The sequence below is a fragment of the Serratia silvae genome, from assembly GCF_023282985.1.
In the GTDB taxonomy this organism is placed as follows: Bacteria; Pseudomonadota; Gammaproteobacteria; order Enterobacterales; family Enterobacteriaceae; genus Chania; species Chania silvae.
This window is the reverse complement of record NZ_JAGQDC010000011.1, coordinates 22793-41378: the sequence shown is the minus strand read 5'-3', so window position 1 is coordinate 41378 and position 18586 is coordinate 22793. Positions and strand designations below refer to the sequence as shown.

Annotated in this window: 21 protein-coding genes; 13 read left to right on the top strand and 8 right to left on the bottom strand. The window is 54.1% G+C overall.

Annotated elements, in window-relative coordinates; genetic code table 11:
• Positions 1-411 precede the first annotated feature (411 nt).
• Positions 412-777: an antiterminator Q family protein gene (locus KAJ71_RS14295; RefSeq protein WP_248946349.1), complete on the bottom strand. Its 366-nt coding sequence runs from the start codon at positions 775-777 to the stop codon at positions 412-414.
• Between the two features lie 547 nt (positions 778-1324).
• Between KAJ71_RS14295 and KAJ71_RS14290 the strand changes: the two genes are divergently transcribed.
• The gene (locus KAJ71_RS14290; RefSeq protein WP_021178944.1) at positions 1325-1738 is read left to right on the top strand and encodes a DoxX family protein; all 414 of its coding nucleotides are present in this window, start codon (positions 1325-1327) and stop codon (positions 1736-1738) included.
• A gap of 44 nt (positions 1739-1782) precedes the next feature.
• Here KAJ71_RS14290 and smrA read toward each other — a convergent pair whose 3' ends face one another.
• Complete coding sequence (gene smrA / locus KAJ71_RS14285) at positions 1783-2355, bottom strand: DNA endonuclease SmrA (RefSeq protein WP_248946348.1); 573 nt, start codon at positions 2353-2355, stop codon at positions 1783-1785.
• Between the two features lie 166 nt (positions 2356-2521).
• Here smrA and KAJ71_RS14280 point away from each other — a divergent pair, with 166 nt between their 5' ends.
• Together KAJ71_RS14280 and KAJ71_RS14275 are read left to right on the top strand one after the other, a co-directional pair.
• Positions 2522-2860 (top strand): MbeD/MobD family mobilization/exclusion family protein, encoded by a 339-nt coding sequence (locus KAJ71_RS14280; RefSeq protein WP_248946347.1) that lies wholly within the window; start codon positions 2522-2524, stop codon positions 2858-2860.
• Between the two features lie 46 nt (positions 2861-2906).
• The gene (locus KAJ71_RS14275; protein ID WP_248946346.1) at positions 2907-3353 is read left to right on the top strand and encodes a DUF1198 family protein; all 447 of its coding nucleotides are present in this window, start codon (positions 2907-2909) and stop codon (positions 3351-3353) included.
• A gap of 27 nt (positions 3354-3380) precedes the next feature.
• Here the strand turns inward: KAJ71_RS14275 and KAJ71_RS14270 are convergent, their stop codons facing one another.
• Both KAJ71_RS14270 and KAJ71_RS14265 read right to left on the bottom strand, forming a co-directional pair.
• On the bottom strand, positions 3381-3719 hold the full coding sequence (locus KAJ71_RS14270) for a DUF2002 family protein (protein WP_021178947.1): 339 nt from the start codon (positions 3717-3719) through the stop codon (positions 3381-3383).
• 103 nt (positions 3720-3822) lie between these two features.
• Positions 3823-4827, bottom strand: a complete 1005-nt coding sequence (locus tag KAJ71_RS14265; protein WP_248946345.1) for a helix-turn-helix domain-containing protein — start codon at positions 4825-4827, stop codon at positions 3823-3825.
• Between the two features lie 143 nt (positions 4828-4970).
• Between KAJ71_RS14265 and KAJ71_RS14260 the strand changes: the two genes are divergently transcribed.
• Positions 4971-5999: an alpha/beta hydrolase family protein gene (locus KAJ71_RS14260; RefSeq protein WP_248946344.1), complete on the top strand. Its 1029-nt coding sequence runs from the start codon at positions 4971-4973 to the stop codon at positions 5997-5999.
• Here KAJ71_RS14260 and KAJ71_RS14255 read toward each other — a convergent pair.
• Positions 5959-6855: a LysR family transcriptional regulator gene (locus KAJ71_RS14255; protein ID WP_248946343.1), complete on the bottom strand. Its 897-nt coding sequence runs from the start codon at positions 6853-6855 to the stop codon at positions 5959-5961. The two genes, KAJ71_RS14260 and KAJ71_RS14255, sit on opposite strands and share 41 nt — an antisense overlap.
• A gap of 106 nt (positions 6856-6961) precedes the next feature.
• Between KAJ71_RS14255 and KAJ71_RS14250 the strand changes: the two genes are divergently transcribed.
• Both KAJ71_RS14250 and KAJ71_RS14245 read left to right on the top strand, forming a co-directional pair.
• Positions 6962-8341, top strand: a complete 1380-nt coding sequence (locus KAJ71_RS14250; RefSeq protein ID WP_248946342.1) for an MFS transporter — start codon at positions 6962-6964, stop codon at positions 8339-8341.
• Positions 8341-8721: a DUF4440 domain-containing protein gene (locus tag KAJ71_RS14245; protein ID WP_248946341.1), complete on the top strand. Its 381-nt coding sequence runs from the start codon at positions 8341-8343 to the stop codon at positions 8719-8721. Before KAJ71_RS14250 ends, KAJ71_RS14245 begins: the two co-directional genes overlap by 1 nt.
• Before the next feature lie 192 nt (positions 8722-8913).
• Here KAJ71_RS14245 and asr read toward each other — a convergent pair whose 3' ends face one another.
• A complete protein-coding gene (gene asr, locus KAJ71_RS14240) occupies positions 8914-9186 on the bottom strand; it encodes an acid resistance repetitive basic protein Asr (RefSeq protein ID WP_248946340.1) in 273 nt (90 codons plus the stop codon).
• A gap of 261 nt (positions 9187-9447) precedes the next feature.
• Here asr and KAJ71_RS14235 point away from each other — a divergent pair, with 261 nt between their 5' ends.
• Complete coding sequence (locus tag KAJ71_RS14235) at positions 9448-9756, top strand: ElaB/YgaM/YqjD family protein (protein WP_248946339.1); 309 nt, start codon at positions 9448-9450, stop codon at positions 9754-9756.
• Positions 9757-9822: 66 nt separating this feature from the next.
• Here KAJ71_RS14235 and KAJ71_RS14230 read toward each other — a convergent pair whose 3' ends face one another.
• Positions 9823-10278: an aminotransferase-like domain-containing protein gene (locus KAJ71_RS14230; RefSeq protein ID WP_248946338.1), complete on the bottom strand. Its 456-nt coding sequence runs from the start codon at positions 10276-10278 to the stop codon at positions 9823-9825.
• A 290-nt stretch (positions 10279-10568) separates the two neighbouring features.
• Between KAJ71_RS14230 and nrdH the strand changes: the two genes are divergently transcribed.
• From nrdH to nrdF, 4 genes are read left to right on the top strand one after another with little or no spacing between them, the layout of a single operon-like run.
• Positions 10569-10805 (top strand): glutaredoxin-like protein NrdH, encoded by a 237-nt coding sequence (gene nrdH, locus KAJ71_RS14225; RefSeq protein WP_248946337.1) that lies wholly within the window; start codon positions 10569-10571, stop codon positions 10803-10805.
• 8 nt (positions 10806-10813) lie between these two features.
• On the top strand, positions 10814-11215 hold the full coding sequence (gene nrdI, locus KAJ71_RS14220) for a class Ib ribonucleoside-diphosphate reductase assembly flavoprotein NrdI (RefSeq protein WP_248946336.1): 402 nt from the start codon (positions 10814-10816) through the stop codon (positions 11213-11215).
• Positions 11197-13341, top strand: a complete 2145-nt coding sequence (nrdE, locus tag KAJ71_RS14215) for a class 1b ribonucleoside-diphosphate reductase subunit alpha (protein ID WP_248946335.1) — start codon at positions 11197-11199, stop codon at positions 13339-13341. The genes nrdI and nrdE overlap by 19 nt, the downstream gene beginning before the upstream one ends.
• 8 nt (positions 13342-13349) lie before the next feature.
• Entirely contained in the window at positions 13350-14309 is a 960-nt protein-coding gene (nrdF, locus tag KAJ71_RS14210; protein ID WP_248946334.1) for a class 1b ribonucleoside-diphosphate reductase subunit beta, read from the top strand.
• 65 nt (positions 14310-14374) lie between these two features.
• Here the strand turns inward: nrdF and KAJ71_RS14205 are convergent, their stop codons facing one another.
• Positions 14375-15727, bottom strand: a complete 1353-nt coding sequence (locus KAJ71_RS14205) for a 2-hydroxycarboxylate transporter family protein (protein ID WP_248946333.1) — start codon at positions 15725-15727, stop codon at positions 14375-14377.
• 344 nt (positions 15728-16071) lie between these two features.
• Between KAJ71_RS14205 and KAJ71_RS14200 the strand changes: the two genes are divergently transcribed.
• Both KAJ71_RS14200 and KAJ71_RS14195 read left to right on the top strand, forming a co-directional pair.
• A complete protein-coding gene (locus KAJ71_RS14200) occupies positions 16072-17664 on the top strand; it encodes an ATP-binding protein (RefSeq protein ID WP_248946332.1) in 1593 nt (530 codons plus the stop codon).
• 17 nt (positions 17665-17681) lie between these two features.
• A complete protein-coding gene (locus KAJ71_RS14195) occupies positions 17682-18368 on the top strand; it encodes a response regulator (RefSeq protein WP_248946331.1) in 687 nt (228 codons plus the stop codon).
• The last annotated feature ends 218 nt before the right edge of the window (positions 18369-18586 follow it).

Genomic DNA, 18586 nt, shown 5'->3' with positions numbered 1-18586 from the left:
GCGCCTCCAGGTTTAACCATATTGATAAGAGTGCATCACCTTGGGTTAAACCAGTAATAGCACTCTAGCTGATATATTTCGTAGCGAGAAGTTTATTTTGATATACCCGTCGTATTTCGAGCTGCAGCGTTGTTACCTGCACTTGCCCACCCCAGTCACTTACAATAGTAAGCTCCTGGGGATGGGCAAGCTTGTCGCCTAGCTGCAACTCGAAATCCATAGGGCATAAGCATTATTAAAAACCAAAACATCAAATAACCACGCTATCAATTTACTAGATAAAACTCGTAGCGAATAGATTTTTATTAAATTATTTTTCACCATTAATTTAAAATAACAAAACCACCCCGCATTGCGGGGTAGTAATTACTTCAATTTATAAAGCCTTTATTTTTTATTATCGATAATAGTTTATCTATCCATTTCCAAACGAATATTCTGACTGACCAAGCAACCTTCGATAAAACTTTCCGCCACCTGCATCTGTTGCCTTACCCGGCCTTCCGAACATTTCCAGCCGCGAGCAATGGCGGACTTCGATTGTCCGTAAACGTAGTAACGCAAGATCAGTTCCAGCTCTTCCGGCTGACGTAGGGCCTGCAAGTGAGCAACGGCGCGATCCACCACCAAGCCGTCCTCGTCACAGCAAGAGGTCTGCGGTTTGGTACTGCCCGGCAGCAACCCTTTAAAACCGGCGGCGATATGCGAATATCCCAGAGAAGAGCTTTCTCTTGCCCACACACCCCAACGCCCCAAAACCTGTTGAATGTCCCGCATAAGACCTCCTTATTTTTTATTGGCTCTAGTGTAACCAGACGAGGCAAAGCCGCCCATCGATGGGTGTTGTAGGAAGTGTGGCAGGACAAAGCGGAAAAAAACCGAGAATAAATAGGGGGGGACAGATGCAGTAATATTGCTGGAGAAGAACGCCAGCGCTGAAGAAAAACATTAAATATCAACCTTCTGATGAGGTGGCGGGCGCAGATCAAGACATGGCAAGCTGGGCGATATGGCGCAACGAGGCTTTTACCACTGAGCGGATTTCAATTGTCATAATGATCCCTAAGTAGAATGATTTACCTGTTACCCATTCAGTCATAAACAGCAATTTACCGGGTATCTGAATGGGCGCAGCGCTCCTTACGTAATGTCGCGACCGAGGTATAGGCCAATGAAGTGAACCCCTATCACGAAGACGACGACTTCGGCGTCTGCTGATATTCCGTGAACTCTCCTCATGCCTTCTCGCTAGATAAAATGTGAAGTTGATCTAGTATTTACCAGGTACAGCAACCTTTTTTGGGTAGTGGTTAAGGGGTTCACAATGAGCGAAAGTGTAAAAGACGGCACCATTCTGTTGGCCAGAATTTTGCTGATGATCCTGTTTCTGATTTTCGGTTGGATGAAGCTGACCAACTTTGGTGCCACGGTCACGGCAATGGAGGGCTACGGCACGCCGATGCCCTACCTGGCCGCGGTTGTCGCCGTGGTGGTGGAGTTCATTTTCGGTATCTTCATCGTGCTGGGGGCCTTCACCCGGCCGATAGCCATCATTTATGCGCTCTATGTGCTGGGCACCGCCTTTATCGGCCACCCGTTCTGGCGTTTTAGCGGGGCAGAAATGATCGGCAACGAGATCAACTTCTTTAAAAACATCAGTATTATCGCCGGCCTGCTGCTGCTTGCCGTTACCGGTGCTGGTCGTTACTCTCTGGATTATAAGTGGTTTAAACGCTAGCTCTCTCCTGTGGCGGCGCTCCCTTGCGCCGCCATGATTACACCTTAACGGCTATGTTTGGCATGACGTTCGAAGTTATCCGCTTTGGCAGCGGCAGACTTACGTAAGGTGACGTAGCAAGCCCCTTCACCACCGTCACGTGGCAGTGCCCGGCAAAACGCCTGCACCTGTTCAAACTGCCCCAACCATTTGGCCAGGTAGCTGCGGATGATATTCGGATGGCTTTGATCCGTGCGCCCACGGCCATGCACAATCAGCAACGAGCGCAAGCTGTCTTTCTCCGCCTGGATGATAAAACGGAACAGCGCCTGGCGGCAGATCTCGACCGGCTGGCGCAGCAAATTGAGGCTGACTTGTGGCGGATAGTAGCCGTGACGCAGCTTATCTAGCACCCCTTGCTGAATACCTTCGCCCTTATATTCCAACGGAGTATCGCAGGGAATGATGTCCAGGAAGCCGGTGCTGAGAAAGTTCTCCAACTGCAACGCCTGAGCTTCCCGGCGAGCACGTTTATCGACAGGATCCTGCGCTTTGAGGTACAGCGTGGGTTGCCCCGCGGATAACGGCTTCACATCAGTCATCGCCTGGGCAAAAAAATCGTTCTCTTCGTCGCTCATTTCACATCACTCTCGGGAGATTTCACCCACCGGCGGACTGTTGAATGGCTTGATTGTAAGACGCCTCGCCAGGGTTGCAAGTGAGGAATTAACGGCAACGGGTGAGGTTAGGAGCGCTTTTCGTTATACTGCAGGCCATTATTGAGTGCCGCAAAGGATCCAACCCATGAATATGCGCGAGCTGGAAATCCAGTTTCAGAATGCAATGAATGAGTTACAAACCAGCTTCGAACAGCAGCACCGTGAATGGCAACAAGGCTACCAGGCTCTGCAACAGCAGCTGGCCGAAGCGCAACGGCGTGAAATCGCGCTGCGTATGCAGAATGAACAGCTGGTCAACAAACTGAGCACCGCCAGTTCGGTGCCGGAACAGCATGCCTTGGTCAAGCAGATCAAGATGCTGGGTGCCCATTTGGATGCGCTGGCGCAAGATGCCGCGACCTTTAATCGCCATGTGCATAATAAACAACGGGCCGCAGACAATTTCAGCGGCGAGCAACACTGACAATTTCAGGCGCGTATGTTGCGCACCAAGACGGTAAAAATCATACATGACGTGGATCATCATCGCCGCCCTGATCGTAGTTTTCATTATTGGCTATCGTGTCCTGACTTCCGACACCCGCAAGGCGATAGATTCACTGGCGCACTTGTTGAAAATAAAACCGATGCTGGTGGAGTCCATGCTGCAGGAGATGGGCAGCCGCCACAGCCAAAGCTTTATCCGCATGTTGAACAACGGCTATACCGAAGAGATGCATCAGGCCGCCTATCTGCTGTTTATCTACCTGACGTTTATCAAGCAGGCGGACGATGAGCAGATTGGCCTGTGGCGGGAAACGCTGCTGCGCGCCGGGCTGTCGCCGGAACTGCACGCCGAGCACACCGAAGCGGCGCTGTTTTACTTTGCCGAACTGGATCTGGATGCGTTTGAACTGGCACAGTTCCGCCGGGCCTACAACGAACGTTATAACCGGGAAGCGCTGACCAACTGGTGAAGCTTTCCCCCGGCAACGGGGGAGAGTTTAAAGGAACATGCTGTAGAGATAGCGCGAGAGCGCATCACGAGAGCTGAAACCGTGGGGAATGCCGTAACGCGTGTTTGGCGTATCACCGCTTAAATCCAGGGGAAACTCAAGATACTGCTCGCTGTTGCGCATCAATGAGGTCGGCGTGGCAAAATGGAGGCTCTTCTCTTTTAACGCCGGGTGGATCACCAACGCCATTCTGCCCATTCGCGCTTCCCGATTCACATACACGTAGTGCTCGCCCTTGCGAAAACCGTAGGTCTGATCGGTGACATAATCACGCTCAAAACCGGTACTCTCTAACACCTTAGCCACTTCATCCGGCCGTAAATACATCGATTTCTCCTCTCAGTTCTGGGTAGCTGTGCGACCTTACCGTAATCAGAAGATGAAACAATTAATTTATCCGTATGATTTCTGGTTTAGGAATAATCTGCAGCTATGGAACCCCTGCCTGCTGTCTACGCCATTCGCTGGGGCTCATCCCCTGAACACGCAGAAACTCACGGTTAAAGTTGGATTTAGTGCTGAAACCGGCCTCCAACATAATCTCAGTCACCGGGCGATCGCTGCTGCTCAGCCACTGGGCCGCTTGCTGAATGCGTAATTGATTCACGTATTGGGATACGTTCATCCCCGCCTGCTGGTTAATCGCCTGGGAGACTTTACGTGCCGGTATGCCTACCTTGCGCGCTAACCGGGCCAGGTTCAGCGTCGGTTCCAGATAGAGATCGTCCTGGCGTAGCCGTTGGTTGATCAGCTCAAAGCAGTGCTGGTCATCCTCTGTTAGCGCCTCGGCTTGCGCTGGCGGCAAGGGCTGATCTTCGGGTTCCGGCTGTCGGCGCTCGCGGCCAAGCACCAACCCTACCCCCAAGACCATCATCACATTGCCAAAGGCCGCCAGTGCGCCAGCATGTCTCCCGGCTAACAGCGAATAATCCAGGGTAATCGCCAACTCGGCCAGGCCGCAGACGATCAGCAGGCCGCCTAATCCGCACCATAAGCGATAGCTCAGCCAACTGTCCGCCAGCGCCACCTGTTGCAAGGCATTCTCACCGCGCCGCAGGTACAGCAAAATAGCCGCGCCGTAACCGAGATAGCCAATAACGATCAGCCCATCCAGCGCAGCCAAGGCTCGCCACTGCACCAATAACACCAGTAGCGGGAACGTCAGATGCCCAACGACGCGCCACCCCATCAGCCCACGGGCTTGTAACATCAGCACCAGATAACACAATGGCGGGATCAGGGCGGCCCCCAGCGGTTGCAAAATAGCGACCCAAGGTTGCTGATAGCCAAAACGGATCCCCACCAGCAGGCTTTGCCAGGCGCAGATCAACAGCAACAGCTGTAGCAACCAACTGCGTGGCCGTGGCCAACCAAGGCGCACGATCAACACCAGGCACAACAGGCTGAAGAGAAAAGACAGCGGGATAAGCGGCATGTTACCTCTGTGATTATTCGGGAACACCCCAGTGTAGAGACCATAATCAGCTAAAACAATCGCTTAACGACCTGGATCGCGATCGAGGTCGCGCCAGGAGAACACGGATGCGATGGTTTGGTTTTCCCCTTGAAGGAGCAATTATGAAAAAGTTATGGATCCTGTGTCTGCTGTTTAGCAGTATAGCCACCGCCGCGCCCTGGCAGGTTGCCAGCCGCCTGCAAACGTTTTATAACGGCGATCGCCCATTGGTGACCCGTATCTATTACCCCACTCACGCCCAAGGCCAGCCACAGCAGGTTGGTGGCAGGCCGGTATTTGCAGGCATCTCGGCCATGCCGGACGCCCCGCCAGCAACCGGGCATTTTCCACTGATGATCATCAGCCACGGCAGCGGTGGCAATAATAGCAGCCAAGCCTGGCTGGCGAAGGCGCTGGTGGAACAAGGAATGATCGTGGTTGCAGCCAATCATCCGGGTAGTACCAGCGGTGATTCCATCCCGGCAAAATCGCTCGAACTGTGGCAACAAACACGCGATATCTCGGCGCTGATCGACGCCATGCTCAAGGATGGTACATGGCAGCCGCGGATCAACACACAGGCCATTGGCGTGGCGGGGCATTCCAAAGGAGGTTACAGCGCTATCTCTGCGATTGGTGGCCGAGTCGCGTTAAAGGATTTTATCGCCGGCTGCCAACACCAACCACGCTCGCCTAACTGCCTGTTTTATGCCGGTGTTAACAAGAACAGTATCTCTGCCACCCAGTTTGGCGCTAATTACACCGATGCCCGCATCCGCTTCGCCATCGCCTTGGACCCAGGCATGGTGCCCTATCTGCAACCGGCCAGCCTGCGCCAAATCAGCGCGCCGCTGCTGGTCATCGCCGCACAACATTTTATGCCGGGTAACGATCCGGAAAGTCTGGGAGCTGAGTCGCTAGCAACGCACAGCGGGCAGCAGCCAATCAAGGCCGTCGTCTTGCCGGGCAGCAATCACTTCGATTTCCTACAGCTTTGTACCCCAGCCGCTCTGGAGATATTAGCGGAGGAAGGGGAAGCCTTTATCTGTGGATCTTCCCCCGCCGAGCGTGAACGTGCCCACCAGCAAACCATCGCTGCCGTGCTGGCTTTTATTCAGCCGTGGCTACCCGCCCCCGCAGGAAATCAATAAACCCTCTCACCTTCTCCGGCACATGGCGTGTGTTGGGATAGAGCGCATAAATGCTCTGTACCGGGAACTGGTGATCTGGCAGCAGGTGGCATAACTGCCCGTTAGCAATAACGGGCCGAACCAGCCATTCTGGCAGCAGGGCCACACCCGCCCCCTGTAACGCGAAAGTCAGCAACGCAGTGGCGCTATCGGCCATCAGCCTGGCGTCATCTTCCACCCTGAACAATACCGCCTGACGTTCAGGGGTAAGCACTTGCCAACTCAGCGGCGAAGGGAGACGGCTGTGGGCCAGCCAGGCAGCCTGAGCCAGTTGAGGCAGTGACGCGATCGGCCGCTGTGCCAGATAGGCCGGTGCCGCCACCGGTAAGATGGCGAAATTATCGATCAGCGCTGCATGATGGTTGGAGTCCGCCAGTTGGCCCAGGCGGATAGCCACGTCAAACCGCTCGGAAATCAAATCCGCATGGTAAGAAGAAGAAACGTGCTGAATGCGTAAGCGCGGGTGCAACTGCGCGAAGGCGGCCAAGGCCGGAACCACCACCTGCGCACCATATTCTGGCGTGCTGGTGATGCGCAGAATGCCACTCAAGCCATGATGATCGCGGCGCACATCGTCGAGCAGGTATTCCGCATCCTGTAATAGCCGTTGGCAACGTGGATAAAAACGCTCGCCAGCGTCGGTGAGTGACAGCCGCCGCGTACTTCGCACCAGCAATGAAACGCCTAGCTCGCTTTCCAACTGCTTGATGTTAAAACTGACCACCGCCTTGGTTTGCCCTAGTGCCTCCGCCGCAGCGGTAAAACTGCCGGTGTCGACCACCGCAACAAACATCGCTAACCTGGCTAAATTGAGCATCTTTCACCCACCAACTGTCAAAATATTTTTGACAGTGTAATCGCCCAGCGCCGATTTATCAGCCCTTTCCCGCCCGCTACACTGCACGCCTTCAACCGGAGGCTTCATGGCTTATCGCACTAAAGTGGCAATCGTCTATCTGCTCGGATTCTTTGTCGATCTGATCAACATGTTTATCGCCAACGTCGCCTACCCAGCGATCGGACACACCTTGCAGGCCAGCATCAGCCAACTGGCCTGGATCAGCAATGGTTACCTGCTTGGCCTGACGCTGGTGATCCCGCTCAGCGCCTGGCTAGCGCAACGTATTGGCGGGCGGCAGGTTTTTTTACTGTCGTTGGTGCTGTTTATGCTGGCAACCACGGCGGCAGGCCGCGCTGGATCGATCGAAGAACTGATCGGCTGGCGGGTGATACAAGGTATGGGCGGAGGGTTGCTAATCCCGATTGGCCAAACGCTCACCTATCAGCTGTTTCGTAGCCATGAACGCGCCGGGCTTTCTGCCGCCATCATGCTGGTGGGGCTGCTGGCTCCGGCGCTCTCCCCGGCATTGGGTGGCCTGATTGTCGATCATCTTGACTGGCGCTGGGTGTTTTTCAGCAACCTGCCGCTGGCGGCGCTGGCTCTGCTGTTGGCTATTCTGTGGCTGCGTAACGAGCCTACGGCCAGCGAGGTTAAGCGGCTGGACGTCACCGGGCTGATTAGCGCCTGTCTGGCACTCACCTTGATCCTGCTTGGCCTGACCCGTCTGAGCGAACCCCATTTGCTGTTGCAAGGCGCAATCTTGCTGTTCGCTGGGCTGTTGGTGTTTGCTTACTACCTGCGGCACAGCCTGCGCCATCCATACCCGCTGCTGAACCTGCGGCTGGTGCGGGATCCGCAGTTGCGTATCGCCATGATCGTCTACCAGTGCATCCCTGGTCTGTTCATCGGCGTCAGCCTGGTGGCTATGCTGTATCTGCAAAACCAGCTGGGTATGTCGGCCACTCAGGTTGGCGGGCTGATGGTTCCCTGGTCACTGGCCTCTTTCGCCGCCATCACCCTGACCGGCAAGGTTTTCAACCGTTGCGGCCCACGCCCGCTGTTTGTTGCCGGTTGTGCGTTGCAAGGCTTCGGGATGCTGGCCCTATCGCAGATCGGCGATGCCGGGCAGCATAGCTGGCAAATCTTCGCGTTTGCCTTGATGGGCTTGGGTGGCAGCCTGTGTAGCAGCACAGCACAAAGCTGTGCCTTTCTCACCATTGCCGATACCCAGTTGGCCGATGCCAGCGCCCTATGGAATATCAACCGCCAGCTGAGCTTTTGCTTTGGCGTTACCCTGCTCAGCCTGTTGCTCAATCTGTTGCTCGGCCATATGGAACCGCTCGTGGCCTATCGTTACTGTTTTTATCTCGCCGCAGTCAGTACGTTGTTCCCGATGCTGCTGTGCCTGCGTATTACCAACCGCGCCATCGTGCGCCATCTCAACGCTCAACAGGAATCGTGATGAATCGTTATTTTACCGAAGTGATTGACGCCCATGTGGCTATCGCCGAATGGCTGGGAAAAGGGGCTAGGGAACTGCAACCGCTCTTGGCGCGGTTTCACGCAGATTTTTGCATGATTGCCCTAAACGGCAGCAAGCTGGGATCTAACGAGCTAGGGGCATTTTTCCAGGCGCATCGAGCTGCAAAGCCGGGGCTGGAGATTGTGATCGAAGAAATGAAGATGGTCGCAGAATGGGCAACGGGGGCCGTAGTCAACTATCGCGAGAAGCAAACGCTGCCAGGCCAACCTGCGACCCTGCGTTATTCTACCGTGGTCTTTACCCAGACCGCCGACGGGCTACGCTGGCTCCACCTGCACGAAACCCCTATCGGGCAATAATCACAGGAAGCTGCTGGCCAGGAACAATTCCCAGGCAACCACCAGACCACATAGCGTGACGGCACTGAAGATCACTTCAAAAAGGTAGCGGTTCATCATGATGACCTCACCTCAAAAGAAGACACCCGGTAAACCGGGTGTCAGAGTATTCAGCAGAGGATGCGGAACCTTAGACGGCTCCGCTATCTTCACTTATTTAGCAGCAGGAGCAGCGGCTTTCTTGCTTGATTGGTGGTGTTTTTTAGCAGCCTGAGCTTTCTGAGCTACTGGCGCTTTTTTGCTGTGCTTTTTAGCGGCCTGAGCTTTCTGCTCTGGTGCTTTTTTAGTGGCTTTCTTGTGGTGAGTCGCTTTAGCTGGAGCTTTCTCAGTCACAGTTGGTGCCGGTGCAGCCGCAGTTTCAGCAGCGAAAGCAACAGAAGACAGGCCCATGGTGGCAGCAACGATCAGCGCTAATACTTTTTTCATCTTTAAATCCTCAGATTGTGTTTTTCGGTAAGCCCGGTTGGGCCGTTGAAGAGATAATAGAGGAATCAATTCGCCGCTTCCGTGAGTGATTGGTTTCGCTGAGTAACCAAATGTACAGAGCTTGTAGCCAGGCCCTCAGGCTGGGGTGATGCCCGAAAAAAGCCTCGTTATTCGCGTGGATAGCCATTAATTTTCGTGATCGCCAGCACACTTCCCAAAATGGTCTACACTTAAAGGACATGTGTCGTAACGGAGAGTCGAATGTTTAACAAGACAGATAAAGTAGAACGAGACATCGATCAGGACGTGAACCTGCTGGCCGATACGCTGGATGAAGTATTACGCGACTCCAGCAGCAAGACCAAAGAAGAACTGCATGAACTGCACAGCAAGGCAAAAGGGATATTACGCGATGCCCGTGCACGCTTCAGCGGTTCCAGCAGCCTGACACAACATGCTCGCGACGTAGCTGGCAATGCCGATAGCTATGTACGAGACAAACCTTGGCAGGGCGTAGGCATCGGTGCTGCTGTTGGTATCGTGCTCGGCGTCTTGCTTGCTCGGCGTTAACCCATGTAGCTGGTTTTTACCATAAAAACAGATGTGCGTCTGGCCCACGGTTTTCCGTGGGCCGCTTTATTTTCCGCTCCCGATAATCGCCGCCAGCCGGGCTACCGCGCGCTCTGCTTCGCTATAGCTGGTGAAGTTGGCAAAGCCCATCAATAAGCCATTATCAGCAAGCGAAGACATCTGCCAATCCGACAGTGCCTGTATCGACAACCCCTGTTGCCAGGCTCTCTTCGCCAACTCATTATCGTTGAACCCTGTTTTCAGGTGAGCCTGCATCTGGATGCCCCCCGCCTGGGGTGCCACCGTCAAATAGTCTGAAAGACGCTGTGTCAGGGCTTGTGCCAGCCATACACGCCGCTGGCGATACAGCAACCGCATCCGCTTCAGATGACGGTAAAAATGCCCGCCGTTGATAAAATCGGCCACCCCGGCTTGCAGTAACGCTGGGCAACCACAGCCTCGCAGCTGGCTACAGCGCTCAAAAGCCGCCGTCTGTTGCGCAGGCACCACCAGATAGGCCATGCGTAACGCCGGAATGTTGAGCGCATTGGGCGGATTGGAAAAGGCCCGCTGGATAACCTCACCGCAAAAAATATTTACCTACCGCTTTTCCAGCCTCGGCGCGGCCCGCGCATCCAAAACCGAAAAACACCACATATAGCGGTGTTGATAAAATAAATATCAACATATAGCATTGATTCATCACCGCAAGGGAAAACGCCTTGAGTGGGTGACGCCGTCAGAAACGCCCTATCATGCTCAATTTTCTGACTTATCCGCCTTTCCTTCAACATAAAAGGTAAATGCGAATCATGAGTATTATTATTTACACCAAACCGGATTGTGTCCAGTGCAATGCCACCTACCGTGCTCTGGATAGACAAGGGATCGACTATAGCGTGGTCGATTTGGCTCAGGATCAGCAGGCGCTGAACCACGTTAAATCATTGGGTTATCAGCAGGTTCCGGTGATTATCGCCGGTGACGATCACTGGTCTGGTTTCCGCCCGGACAAGATCGGCGCGTTAGCCAACGCCCTAACCTCCTGAGGTGTGCCATGGATCCGCTGGTCTACTTCTCCAGCAGTTCGGAGAACACCCACAGATTCGTTGAGAAACTGGCTCTGCCAGCGATACGTATTCCGATCGCTGGCAGTAAAAAAGTGCTGATGGAGCACCCTTATATCCTGATCGTGCCCAGTTACGGCGGCGGCAGCAGCATCGGTGCCGTACCGATCCAGGTGATCCGTTTTCTCAATGATCCGCAGAATCGCGCTTACCTGCGTGGTGTGATTGCCGCAGGTAACACCAATTTCGGCGCAGCGTATGGCATCGCCGGTGACATCATCGCAAAAAAATGCCAGGTACCGGTGCTTTATCGTTTTGAGCTACTCGGCACTACACAAGACGTCGCTATCGTTCAACAGGGAGTCACCGCATTTTGGCAACGACAGAACTGACCAGGCCCGCCAGCGCCACGCTGGATTACCATTCGCTCAACGCGATGCTCAACCTTTACGACGCCGAAGGGCGCATCCAGTTCGATAAGGATCGGCTGGCCGCCAGGCAATACTTTTTGCAGCACGTGAACCAAAACACCGTGTTCTTCCACAACCTGGCGGAAAAATTGCGCTATCTGGTGGATGAGGGCTATTACGAAGCGACGGTGCTGGAGCAGTATGAGTTCGCCTTTATCAAGCAGCTGTTCCAACAGGCTTATGCCAAGAAATTCCGCTTCGAGACCTTCCTCGGCGCCTTCAAGTATTACACCAGCTATACGCTGAAAACCTTCGATGGCCAGCGCTATCTGGAGCGCTATGAAGACCGGGTATGCATGGTAGCGTTACGGCTGGCGGCGGGTGATACCGCGCTGGCGCAGGATCTGGTGGAAGAGATCATTTCCGGGCGCTTCCAACCCGCGACGCCCACCTTCCTCAACGGTGGCAAACAGCAGCGTGGCGAGCTGGTTTCCTGCTTCCTGCTGCGTATTGAAGACAATATGGAGTCGATTGGTCGCGCGGTGAATTCGGCGCTGCAACTCTCCAAACGCGGCGGCGGTGTGGCCTTTCTGCTGAGCAATATCCGCGAGATTGGCGCACCAATCAAACGCATTGAGAACCAGTCTTCCGGGGTGATCCCAATAATGAAAATGCTGGAAGATGCCTTTTCTTACGCCAATCAGCTGGGGGCACGTCAAGGCGCCGGGGCGGTGTATCTGCACGCCCATCACCCCGATATTCTGCGCTTCCTGGATACCAAACGGGAAAACGCCGACGAAAAAATCCGCATCAAAACCCTGTCGCTGGGGGTGGTGATCCCGGATATCACCTTCGAACTGGCAAAAAATAACGAAGAGATGTACCTGTTCTCTCCGTACGACGTGCAACAGGTGTACGGCGTGCCGCTGTCAGAGATTAGCGTCAGCGAAAAATACCGTGAGATGGTGGATGACAAGCGCATTCGCAAATCCCGCATCAACGCCCGCGAATTTTTCCAACTGCTGGCGGAGATCCAGTTCGAATCCGGTTATCCGTACATGATGTTTGAAGATACGGTCAACCGCAGCAATCCGATCGCCGGGCGCATCAATATGAGCAACCTGTGTTCGGAGATCCTACAGGTCAACAGTGCCAGCCGTTACCATCAGGATCTGAGCTATGCAGAGATCGGCAAAGATATCTCCTGCAATCTCGGTTCGCTGAACATAGCCAAAGTCATGGATGCCCCCGATTTCGGTAAGGCGGTGGAAACCGCGATCTACGGGCTGACGGCGGTAGCGGATATGAGCGATATCGGCTCGGTGCCGTCTATCGCCGCCGGGAATCAGGCTTCACATGCCATCGGCCTCGGCCAGATGAACCTGCACGGCTATCTGGCGCGTGAACGCATCTTCTACGGCTCGGATGAAGGAATCGATTTCACCAATATCTATTTTTACACCGTAACCTACCACGCCCTGCTCGCCTCCAACCGGTTGGCAATAGCACGCGGCAGCAGTTTTGCCGGTTTCGAGAACTCCACCTACGCCAGCGGGGAGTTTTTCAGCAAATACATCGAGCAGGCGTGGCAGCCAAAAACTGCGCGGGTGTGTGAGCTGTTCGCCAACGCCAAGATCGCCATACCTGGGCGTGAGGAATGGTTGGCACTGCGCGCTGCGGTGATGATGCACGGGCTATATAACCAGAACCTGCAGGCGGTGCCGCCTACCGGCTCCATCTCCTACATCAATAACTCGACCTCCAGCATTCACCCAATCGTCTCACGCATCGAGATCCGCAAGGAGGGCAAGATTGGTCGGGTTTACTACCCCGCTCCGTACATGACCAATGACAACCTGGAGTATTACCAGGACGCTTACGAAATTGGCCCGGAAAAGATTATCGATACCTACGCCGCCGCCACGCAGCATGTAGATCAAGGCTTGTCGCTGACGTTGTTCTTCCGCGATACCGCCACCACCCGCGATATTAACCGTGCGCAAATCTACGCCTGGCGTAAAGGCATCAAGACCATTTATTACATCCGCCTGCGCCAGATGGCGTTGGAAGGGACCGAGGTGCAGGGCTGCGTGTCCTGCGCACTGTGAGGAAGATTATGACAATGCAACGAGTGCAGGCCATCAACTGGAACAAGATTGATGATGACAAGGATCTGGAGGTGTGGAACCGGCTGACCAGCAACTTCTGGCTGCCGGAAAAGGTGCCGCTGTCGAATGATATTCCGTCCTGGGCCACGCTGACCGCCAAGGAGCAGCAGCTCACCATCCGTGTGTTTACCGGGCTGACGCTGCTGGATACCATCCAGAATACCGTTGGCGCTCCGGCGCTGATCGCCGATTCCATCACCCCGCACGAAGAAGCGGTGTATTCCAATATCAGCTTTATGGAGGCGGTACACGCCCGTTCCTACAGTTCGATATTCTCCACCCTGTGCCAGACCCGGGATGTTGACGAGGCTTACCGTTGGAGCGAGGAAAACGTCACGCTGCAGAAAAAAGCCAGCATCATTCTGGCGCACTATCGCAGCGACGATCCGCTGTTGAAGAAGGTCGCCAGCGTGTTTCTGGAGTCGTTCCTGTTCTATTCCGGCTTTTACCTGCCCATGTACTGGTCAAGCCGGGCCAAGCTGACCAACACCGCCGATCTGATCCGCCTGATCATTCGCGATGAGGCGGTACATGGCTACTATATCGGCTACAAGTTCCAGAAAGGCCTGGAGCAAGCCAGCCCGGCTCGCCGCCAGCAGGTGAAGAACTTTGCCTTCGATTTGTTGCAGGATCTGTATGACAACGAGGTGCGTTATACCGAAGAGCTTTATGACGGGGTCGGCTGGACGGAAGAGGTCAAAATCTTCCTGCACTATAACGCCAACAAGGCGCTGATGAATCTGGGCTACGAGGCGCTGTTCCCACCCGCAATGGCACAGGTCGATCCGGCAATCCTCTCGGCGCTGTCACCCAACGCCGATGAGAACCACGATTTCTTCTCCGGCTCCGGCTCTTCCTACGTGATGGGCAAGGCAGTGAATACCGAGGATGAAGACTGGGCGTTCTAAATGCCTGACGCCATCAAGCGTAAAAAAGCCCCGCATCCTCGCGGGGCAAATCGGCAACACACTGCTCAATAGAAATGCGATAACACCAGTAGTGACAGCGAAACGTTAATCGCACCGCCGATGCGCGTTGCAATCTGGGCGAAGGGCATCAGCGACATCCGGTTGCCCGCCGTCAGGATCGCCACGTCACCGGTTCCGCCTTGCCCGCTCTGGCAGCAGGAAACAATAGCCACATCGATCGGATGCATGCCGATCTTCTTGCCGACAAGAAAACCCGTTGCCACCAGCGTGCTTACCGTCGCCACGATCACAATCAGGTTCTGCACGGTGAAAGCATCCACCAATTCTTGCCACGGCGTAATAGCAACGCCTACGGCAAACAGGATCGGGTAGGTGACGGCGGTACGGAAGAATTTATACACCACCTGCGATCCTTGCTGAATGCGTGGCGAAACGCCGTGTGCCAACTTCACCGCAACTGCGGCAAACAACATCCCCACCGGGGCAGGTAAACCGATCAGCCGGTGTAACAACATGCCCACCATATACAGCAGGATGGCCAGCAGCGCGCCACAGGCGATAGTGGCGACATCCACGTTACCGCTCAGTTTCTCCGTTGCCGCGATCTCGCGATCGCCCTGTTTGCTCGGCATCAGGCTGCCTTCGCCGGTAAGGTGTGGATAGCGTTTCCCCAATTGGTTCAACAGGCCGGCAATCACGATCGCCGTCAGGCTGCCCAACATCACGATCGGCAGGATACGCCCCAAGGCCACCCCCTGCTCCATATGCAAAATGGCAGCATAGCCCATCGACAATGGGATCGCCCCTTCCCCTACGCCACCCGCCATGATCGGCAGGATCAGGAAGAAGAAGATCTGGAACGGATCAAGACCTAACGCCATACCCACCGCCATCCCGACCAGCATACCGGCCACTTCACCGCACAACATAGGGACAAAGATACGCAGGAAGCCCTGGATCAGCACCTGGCGGTTCATACTCATAATGCTGCCGACGATGATGCAACAGATGTAGAGATAAAGAATATTGGTCGACTTGTAGAATTTGGTGGTGGATTCAACCACCACGTCCGGCAGCAAACCATAGTGGACCAGTGCCGAGGGAATAAATGTGGCACAAATAGCGGCAGCTCCCATTTTGCCTACCAGCGGCAGGCGCTTGCCAAACTCACCGCAGGCAAAGCCGAAGAACGCCAGCGTTGCCACCATCACCACGATATCGCTGGGCAATTTACCTGCCAGGCAATCGAGCAGGATCAGCACTCCGGCCAACACAAAGAATGGCAGCGGTATAATCCCTATTTTGTAATTATCCAGAATGTGCCACCACCTTTCACGCAGCGGAATATCGGCGGTTTTATCTTTGGCAACGAGGTAGGAATCATCGGTTGTGCTCATAATCTGGCCTCTTATTGTTTGTTCGGCCATCATAGAGAAACGCTTGGAGTCACCGCTGTGATTTTGTTCAAAATAAAAAAGGGTTTTTAATGGGAGTTATGGTTTCTATGGTGTTAATGACGGTTATGTAAAATAACCCATGGAGTTAATGGCGTTAATAATAGGCTTATTTTAAGTTTTACTGATTTTATCGCACGTTCGGTGTTAGCCATGCCACTGTGGAATATTCCCCCCCGACAATAAAGCCGTGCCGATGCTCACAACTTGATCCCGAACAATATTACTCCGATGCCTTCTCATGATAGGGTAGACATCCAAGCAGACACCAGGACCCACGGCAAACCATGCGCATCAAGCTCTCCTTTCATATCAAGCTGTTCCTGTGCCTGGTCGCCTTTTCCTGCGTGTTGCTGACGTTGATCGGGGTTTACACTTACTACCAACTGGATGCCCAACTACACCGAGATCTGGGTGCCCGTGCCCAAGTGCAGGCACGTGAGATTGCGCTGATCCCATCCCTGGTCACTGCCGTTGAAAATAACGACACGCAATACATTGCCACACTGATGAAAAAAATCCGTGCCAGCAGCGATGCCAGCTATATTGTGATCGGCGACAGCCATACCATGCACCTTTACCACTCCGAACACCCTGAGCAATTGGGTAAACCCATGGTCGGCGGCGATAATAAAGAGGTGCTGCAAGGTAAAAGTATTATCTCGATCCGTAAAGGCGGCATCGGTATTTCATTGCGCAGTAAAGCGCCGATTGTCGATGGTAATAACCAGGTGGTCGGTATTGTTTCCGTCGGCTATCTTAAATCCCATATCGACAGTTTAAATGCCCGCACGCTGACCCAGATCGTGGCCTCGGTCGTCTTGCTGTTGATGGCGCTGTTTGTGTTTTCCTGGCTATTATCGAAAAACCTGAAACGCCAGATGTTTTCATTAGAGCCCAAAGAGATCGCGCTACTGGTACGCCAGCAGAAAGCCCTGCTGGAAGCCATCTATGAAGGGGTGATCGCCATAGATCCGCAACTACGCATCATCACGATTAACCACGCCGCACGTGAGCTGCTGGATCTGCGCCAACCGGCCAATAATCTGATGGGCCAGCATATCGGTGAGATTATCCAGTCACAGCCCGATTTCTTTGCCACTGCGCAACTGGGGCACGACACCCACGATGAGGTGTGCCGTTTCAACCATGTGCGAGTGATTGCCAGCCGGGTGCGGATCATGCAGGAAGATGAGCTACAGGGTTGGGTGATCAGCTTCCGCGACAAGAACGACATCAATACCCTCAGCAGCCAGCTTAGCCAGGTAAAACGCTATGCCGATAACCTGCGCATCATGCGCCACGAACAGCTGAACTGGACGGCCACGCTCGCCGGTTTGCTGCATATGCAACGTTATGACGAAGCCATCCGCTATGTGGAAGCCCAGTCGGAAGGTGCACAGGAGATCCTCGATTTTATTTCCCAGCGTTTCAGCTCCGCCGCGCTGTGTGGCCTGCTGTTGGGCAAATACTCCAGCGCACGGGAAAAAGGCATCGAACTCCGCTTCGATCCCGCCTGCCAGCTGCGCCAAATCCCCGCCGTGCTGAATGAAACCGAGCTGATGTCGATCATTGGCAACCTGCTGGATAACGCATTCGATGCTACGCTGCGTTGCGCGGCACCGCATGAAGCGGTAGAACTCTATATCAATGACAGCAGTAACGAGCTGGTGATCGAAGTGGCCGATCGCGGCACCGGGATCGCACCACAGGTTCGTGATACGCTATTTGAACAAGGCGTGACAACCAAAGATAAGGGCGACCACGGTATTGGCCTGCACCTGGTGGCCAGCCACGTCGCTCAGGCACATGGCAGCATCGAAGTGTCGGACAACGATCCACACGGCGCCATTTTCTCGCTGTTTATCCCCAAAGCTTAAGCACCCGGATCCGATCTATGCAACCTGAGACCCTAGACGTTCTGATCGTGGAAGACGAGCCGCAACTGGCCACGCTGCACGCCGAATTTCTTGAGAAAAATTTCAACCTGCGGGTGGTGGCCTATGCCGCTACCCTGGCGGAAGCTAGAGCAAAAGTTAATGCTCACCAACCCCGGCTGATCCTGCTTGATAACTTTCTACCGGACGGCCAGGGCATTGCGCTAATGGAAGAGGCTGCGGTTAAAAAACCCGGTTGCTCGGTGATTTTTATCACTGCGGCCAGCGACATGAATACCTGTAGCCAGGCGATCCGCAACGGGGCCTTCGACTACATCATTAAACCCGTCTCCTATAAGCGGCTGCGTAATTCGCTGGAACGCTTTATGCAGTTTGTGCAGACCCAGCGCACCTTCAAGGTCATCGACCAAAACAGTGTCGATGCGCTGTATAACCTGCAGTCCAAACAGTTTTCCAACGAACCCAGCGCCAAAGGGATTGAAACCATCACCCTGGAGTTAGTGCAGGCGTTATTCATCAATCGGCCGGAGGTGGCCCATGCGGTGGAAGACGTGGTTGCACATGCTGGCATTAGCAAAACCACCGCACGTCGCTATCTGGAATACTGCGTGACGACCCAGTTTATATGCGTCGAAATGCTCTACGGCAATATCGGTCATCCGCGCCGTTTGTATCGCAAGGCGTAGGGGAAATTCATTTCAGACTGTAGCGCTTGAAATACATAAGGTAATTAGGGAAATTGACAAAACCTATATTACCTGAAATGGCCGTGATATCGGCCAATATACCCCACCGTTTTCTGTTGCTCATTACGGTTAAATAACCCCGTAAAAATCGGGTAATTATGTCCAGTCACCCATCGTGAAATAACAAGAAAAATCCGACAACATGAACATTGAGGGTT

Excerpts from the sequence above, each read along its gene's own strand:
- KAJ71_RS14295 (WP_248946349.1), bottom strand. The coding sequence starts at position 777 with ATGCGGGACATTCAACAGGTTTTGGGGCGTTGGGGTGTGTGGGCAAGA.
- KAJ71_RS14290 (WP_021178944.1), top strand. The coding sequence starts at position 1,325 with ATGAGCGAAAGTGTAAAAGACGGCACCATTCTGTTGGCCAGAATTTTG.
- smrA (WP_248946348.1), bottom strand. The coding sequence starts at position 2,355 with ATGAGCGACGAAGAGAACGATTTTTTTGCCCAGGCGATGACTGATGTG.
- KAJ71_RS14280 (WP_248946347.1), top strand. The coding sequence starts at position 2,522 with ATGAATATGCGCGAGCTGGAAATCCAGTTTCAGAATGCAATGAATGAG.
- KAJ71_RS14275 (WP_248946346.1), top strand. The coding sequence starts at position 2,907 with ATGACGTGGATCATCATCGCCGCCCTGATCGTAGTTTTCATTATTGGC.
- KAJ71_RS14270 (WP_021178947.1), bottom strand. The coding sequence starts at position 3,719 with ATGTATTTACGGCCGGATGAAGTGGCTAAGGTGTTAGAGAGTACCGGT.
- KAJ71_RS14265 (WP_248946345.1), bottom strand. The coding sequence starts at position 4,827 with ATGCCGCTTATCCCGCTGTCTTTTCTCTTCAGCCTGTTGTGCCTGGTG.
- KAJ71_RS14260 (WP_248946344.1), top strand. The coding sequence starts at position 4,971 with ATGAAAAAGTTATGGATCCTGTGTCTGCTGTTTAGCAGTATAGCCACC.
- KAJ71_RS14255 (WP_248946343.1), bottom strand. The coding sequence starts at position 6,855 with ATGCTCAATTTAGCCAGGTTAGCGATGTTTGTTGCGGTGGTCGACACC.
- KAJ71_RS14250 (WP_248946342.1), top strand. The coding sequence starts at position 6,962 with ATGGCTTATCGCACTAAAGTGGCAATCGTCTATCTGCTCGGATTCTTT.
- KAJ71_RS14245 (WP_248946341.1), top strand. The coding sequence starts at position 8,341 with ATGAATCGTTATTTTACCGAAGTGATTGACGCCCATGTGGCTATCGCC.
- asr (WP_248946340.1), bottom strand. The coding sequence starts at position 9,186 with ATGAAAAAAGTATTAGCGCTGATCGTTGCTGCCACCATGGGCCTGTCT.
- KAJ71_RS14235 (WP_248946339.1), top strand. The coding sequence starts at position 9,448 with ATGTTTAACAAGACAGATAAAGTAGAACGAGACATCGATCAGGACGTG.
- KAJ71_RS14230 (WP_248946338.1), bottom strand. The coding sequence starts at position 10,278 with ATGGCCTATCTGGTGGTGCCTGCGCAACAGACGGCGGCTTTTGAGCGC.
- nrdH (WP_248946337.1), top strand. The coding sequence starts at position 10,569 with ATGAGTATTATTATTTACACCAAACCGGATTGTGTCCAGTGCAATGCC.
- nrdI (WP_248946336.1), top strand. The coding sequence starts at position 10,814 with ATGGATCCGCTGGTCTACTTCTCCAGCAGTTCGGAGAACACCCACAGA.
- nrdF (WP_248946334.1), top strand. The coding sequence starts at position 13,350 with ATGACAATGCAACGAGTGCAGGCCATCAACTGGAACAAGATTGATGAT.
- KAJ71_RS14205 (WP_248946333.1), bottom strand. The coding sequence starts at position 15,727 with ATGAGCACAACCGATGATTCCTACCTCGTTGCCAAAGATAAAACCGCC.
- KAJ71_RS14200 (WP_248946332.1), top strand. The coding sequence starts at position 16,072 with ATGCGCATCAAGCTCTCCTTTCATATCAAGCTGTTCCTGTGCCTGGTC.
- KAJ71_RS14195 (WP_248946331.1), top strand. The coding sequence starts at position 17,682 with ATGCAACCTGAGACCCTAGACGTTCTGATCGTGGAAGACGAGCCGCAA.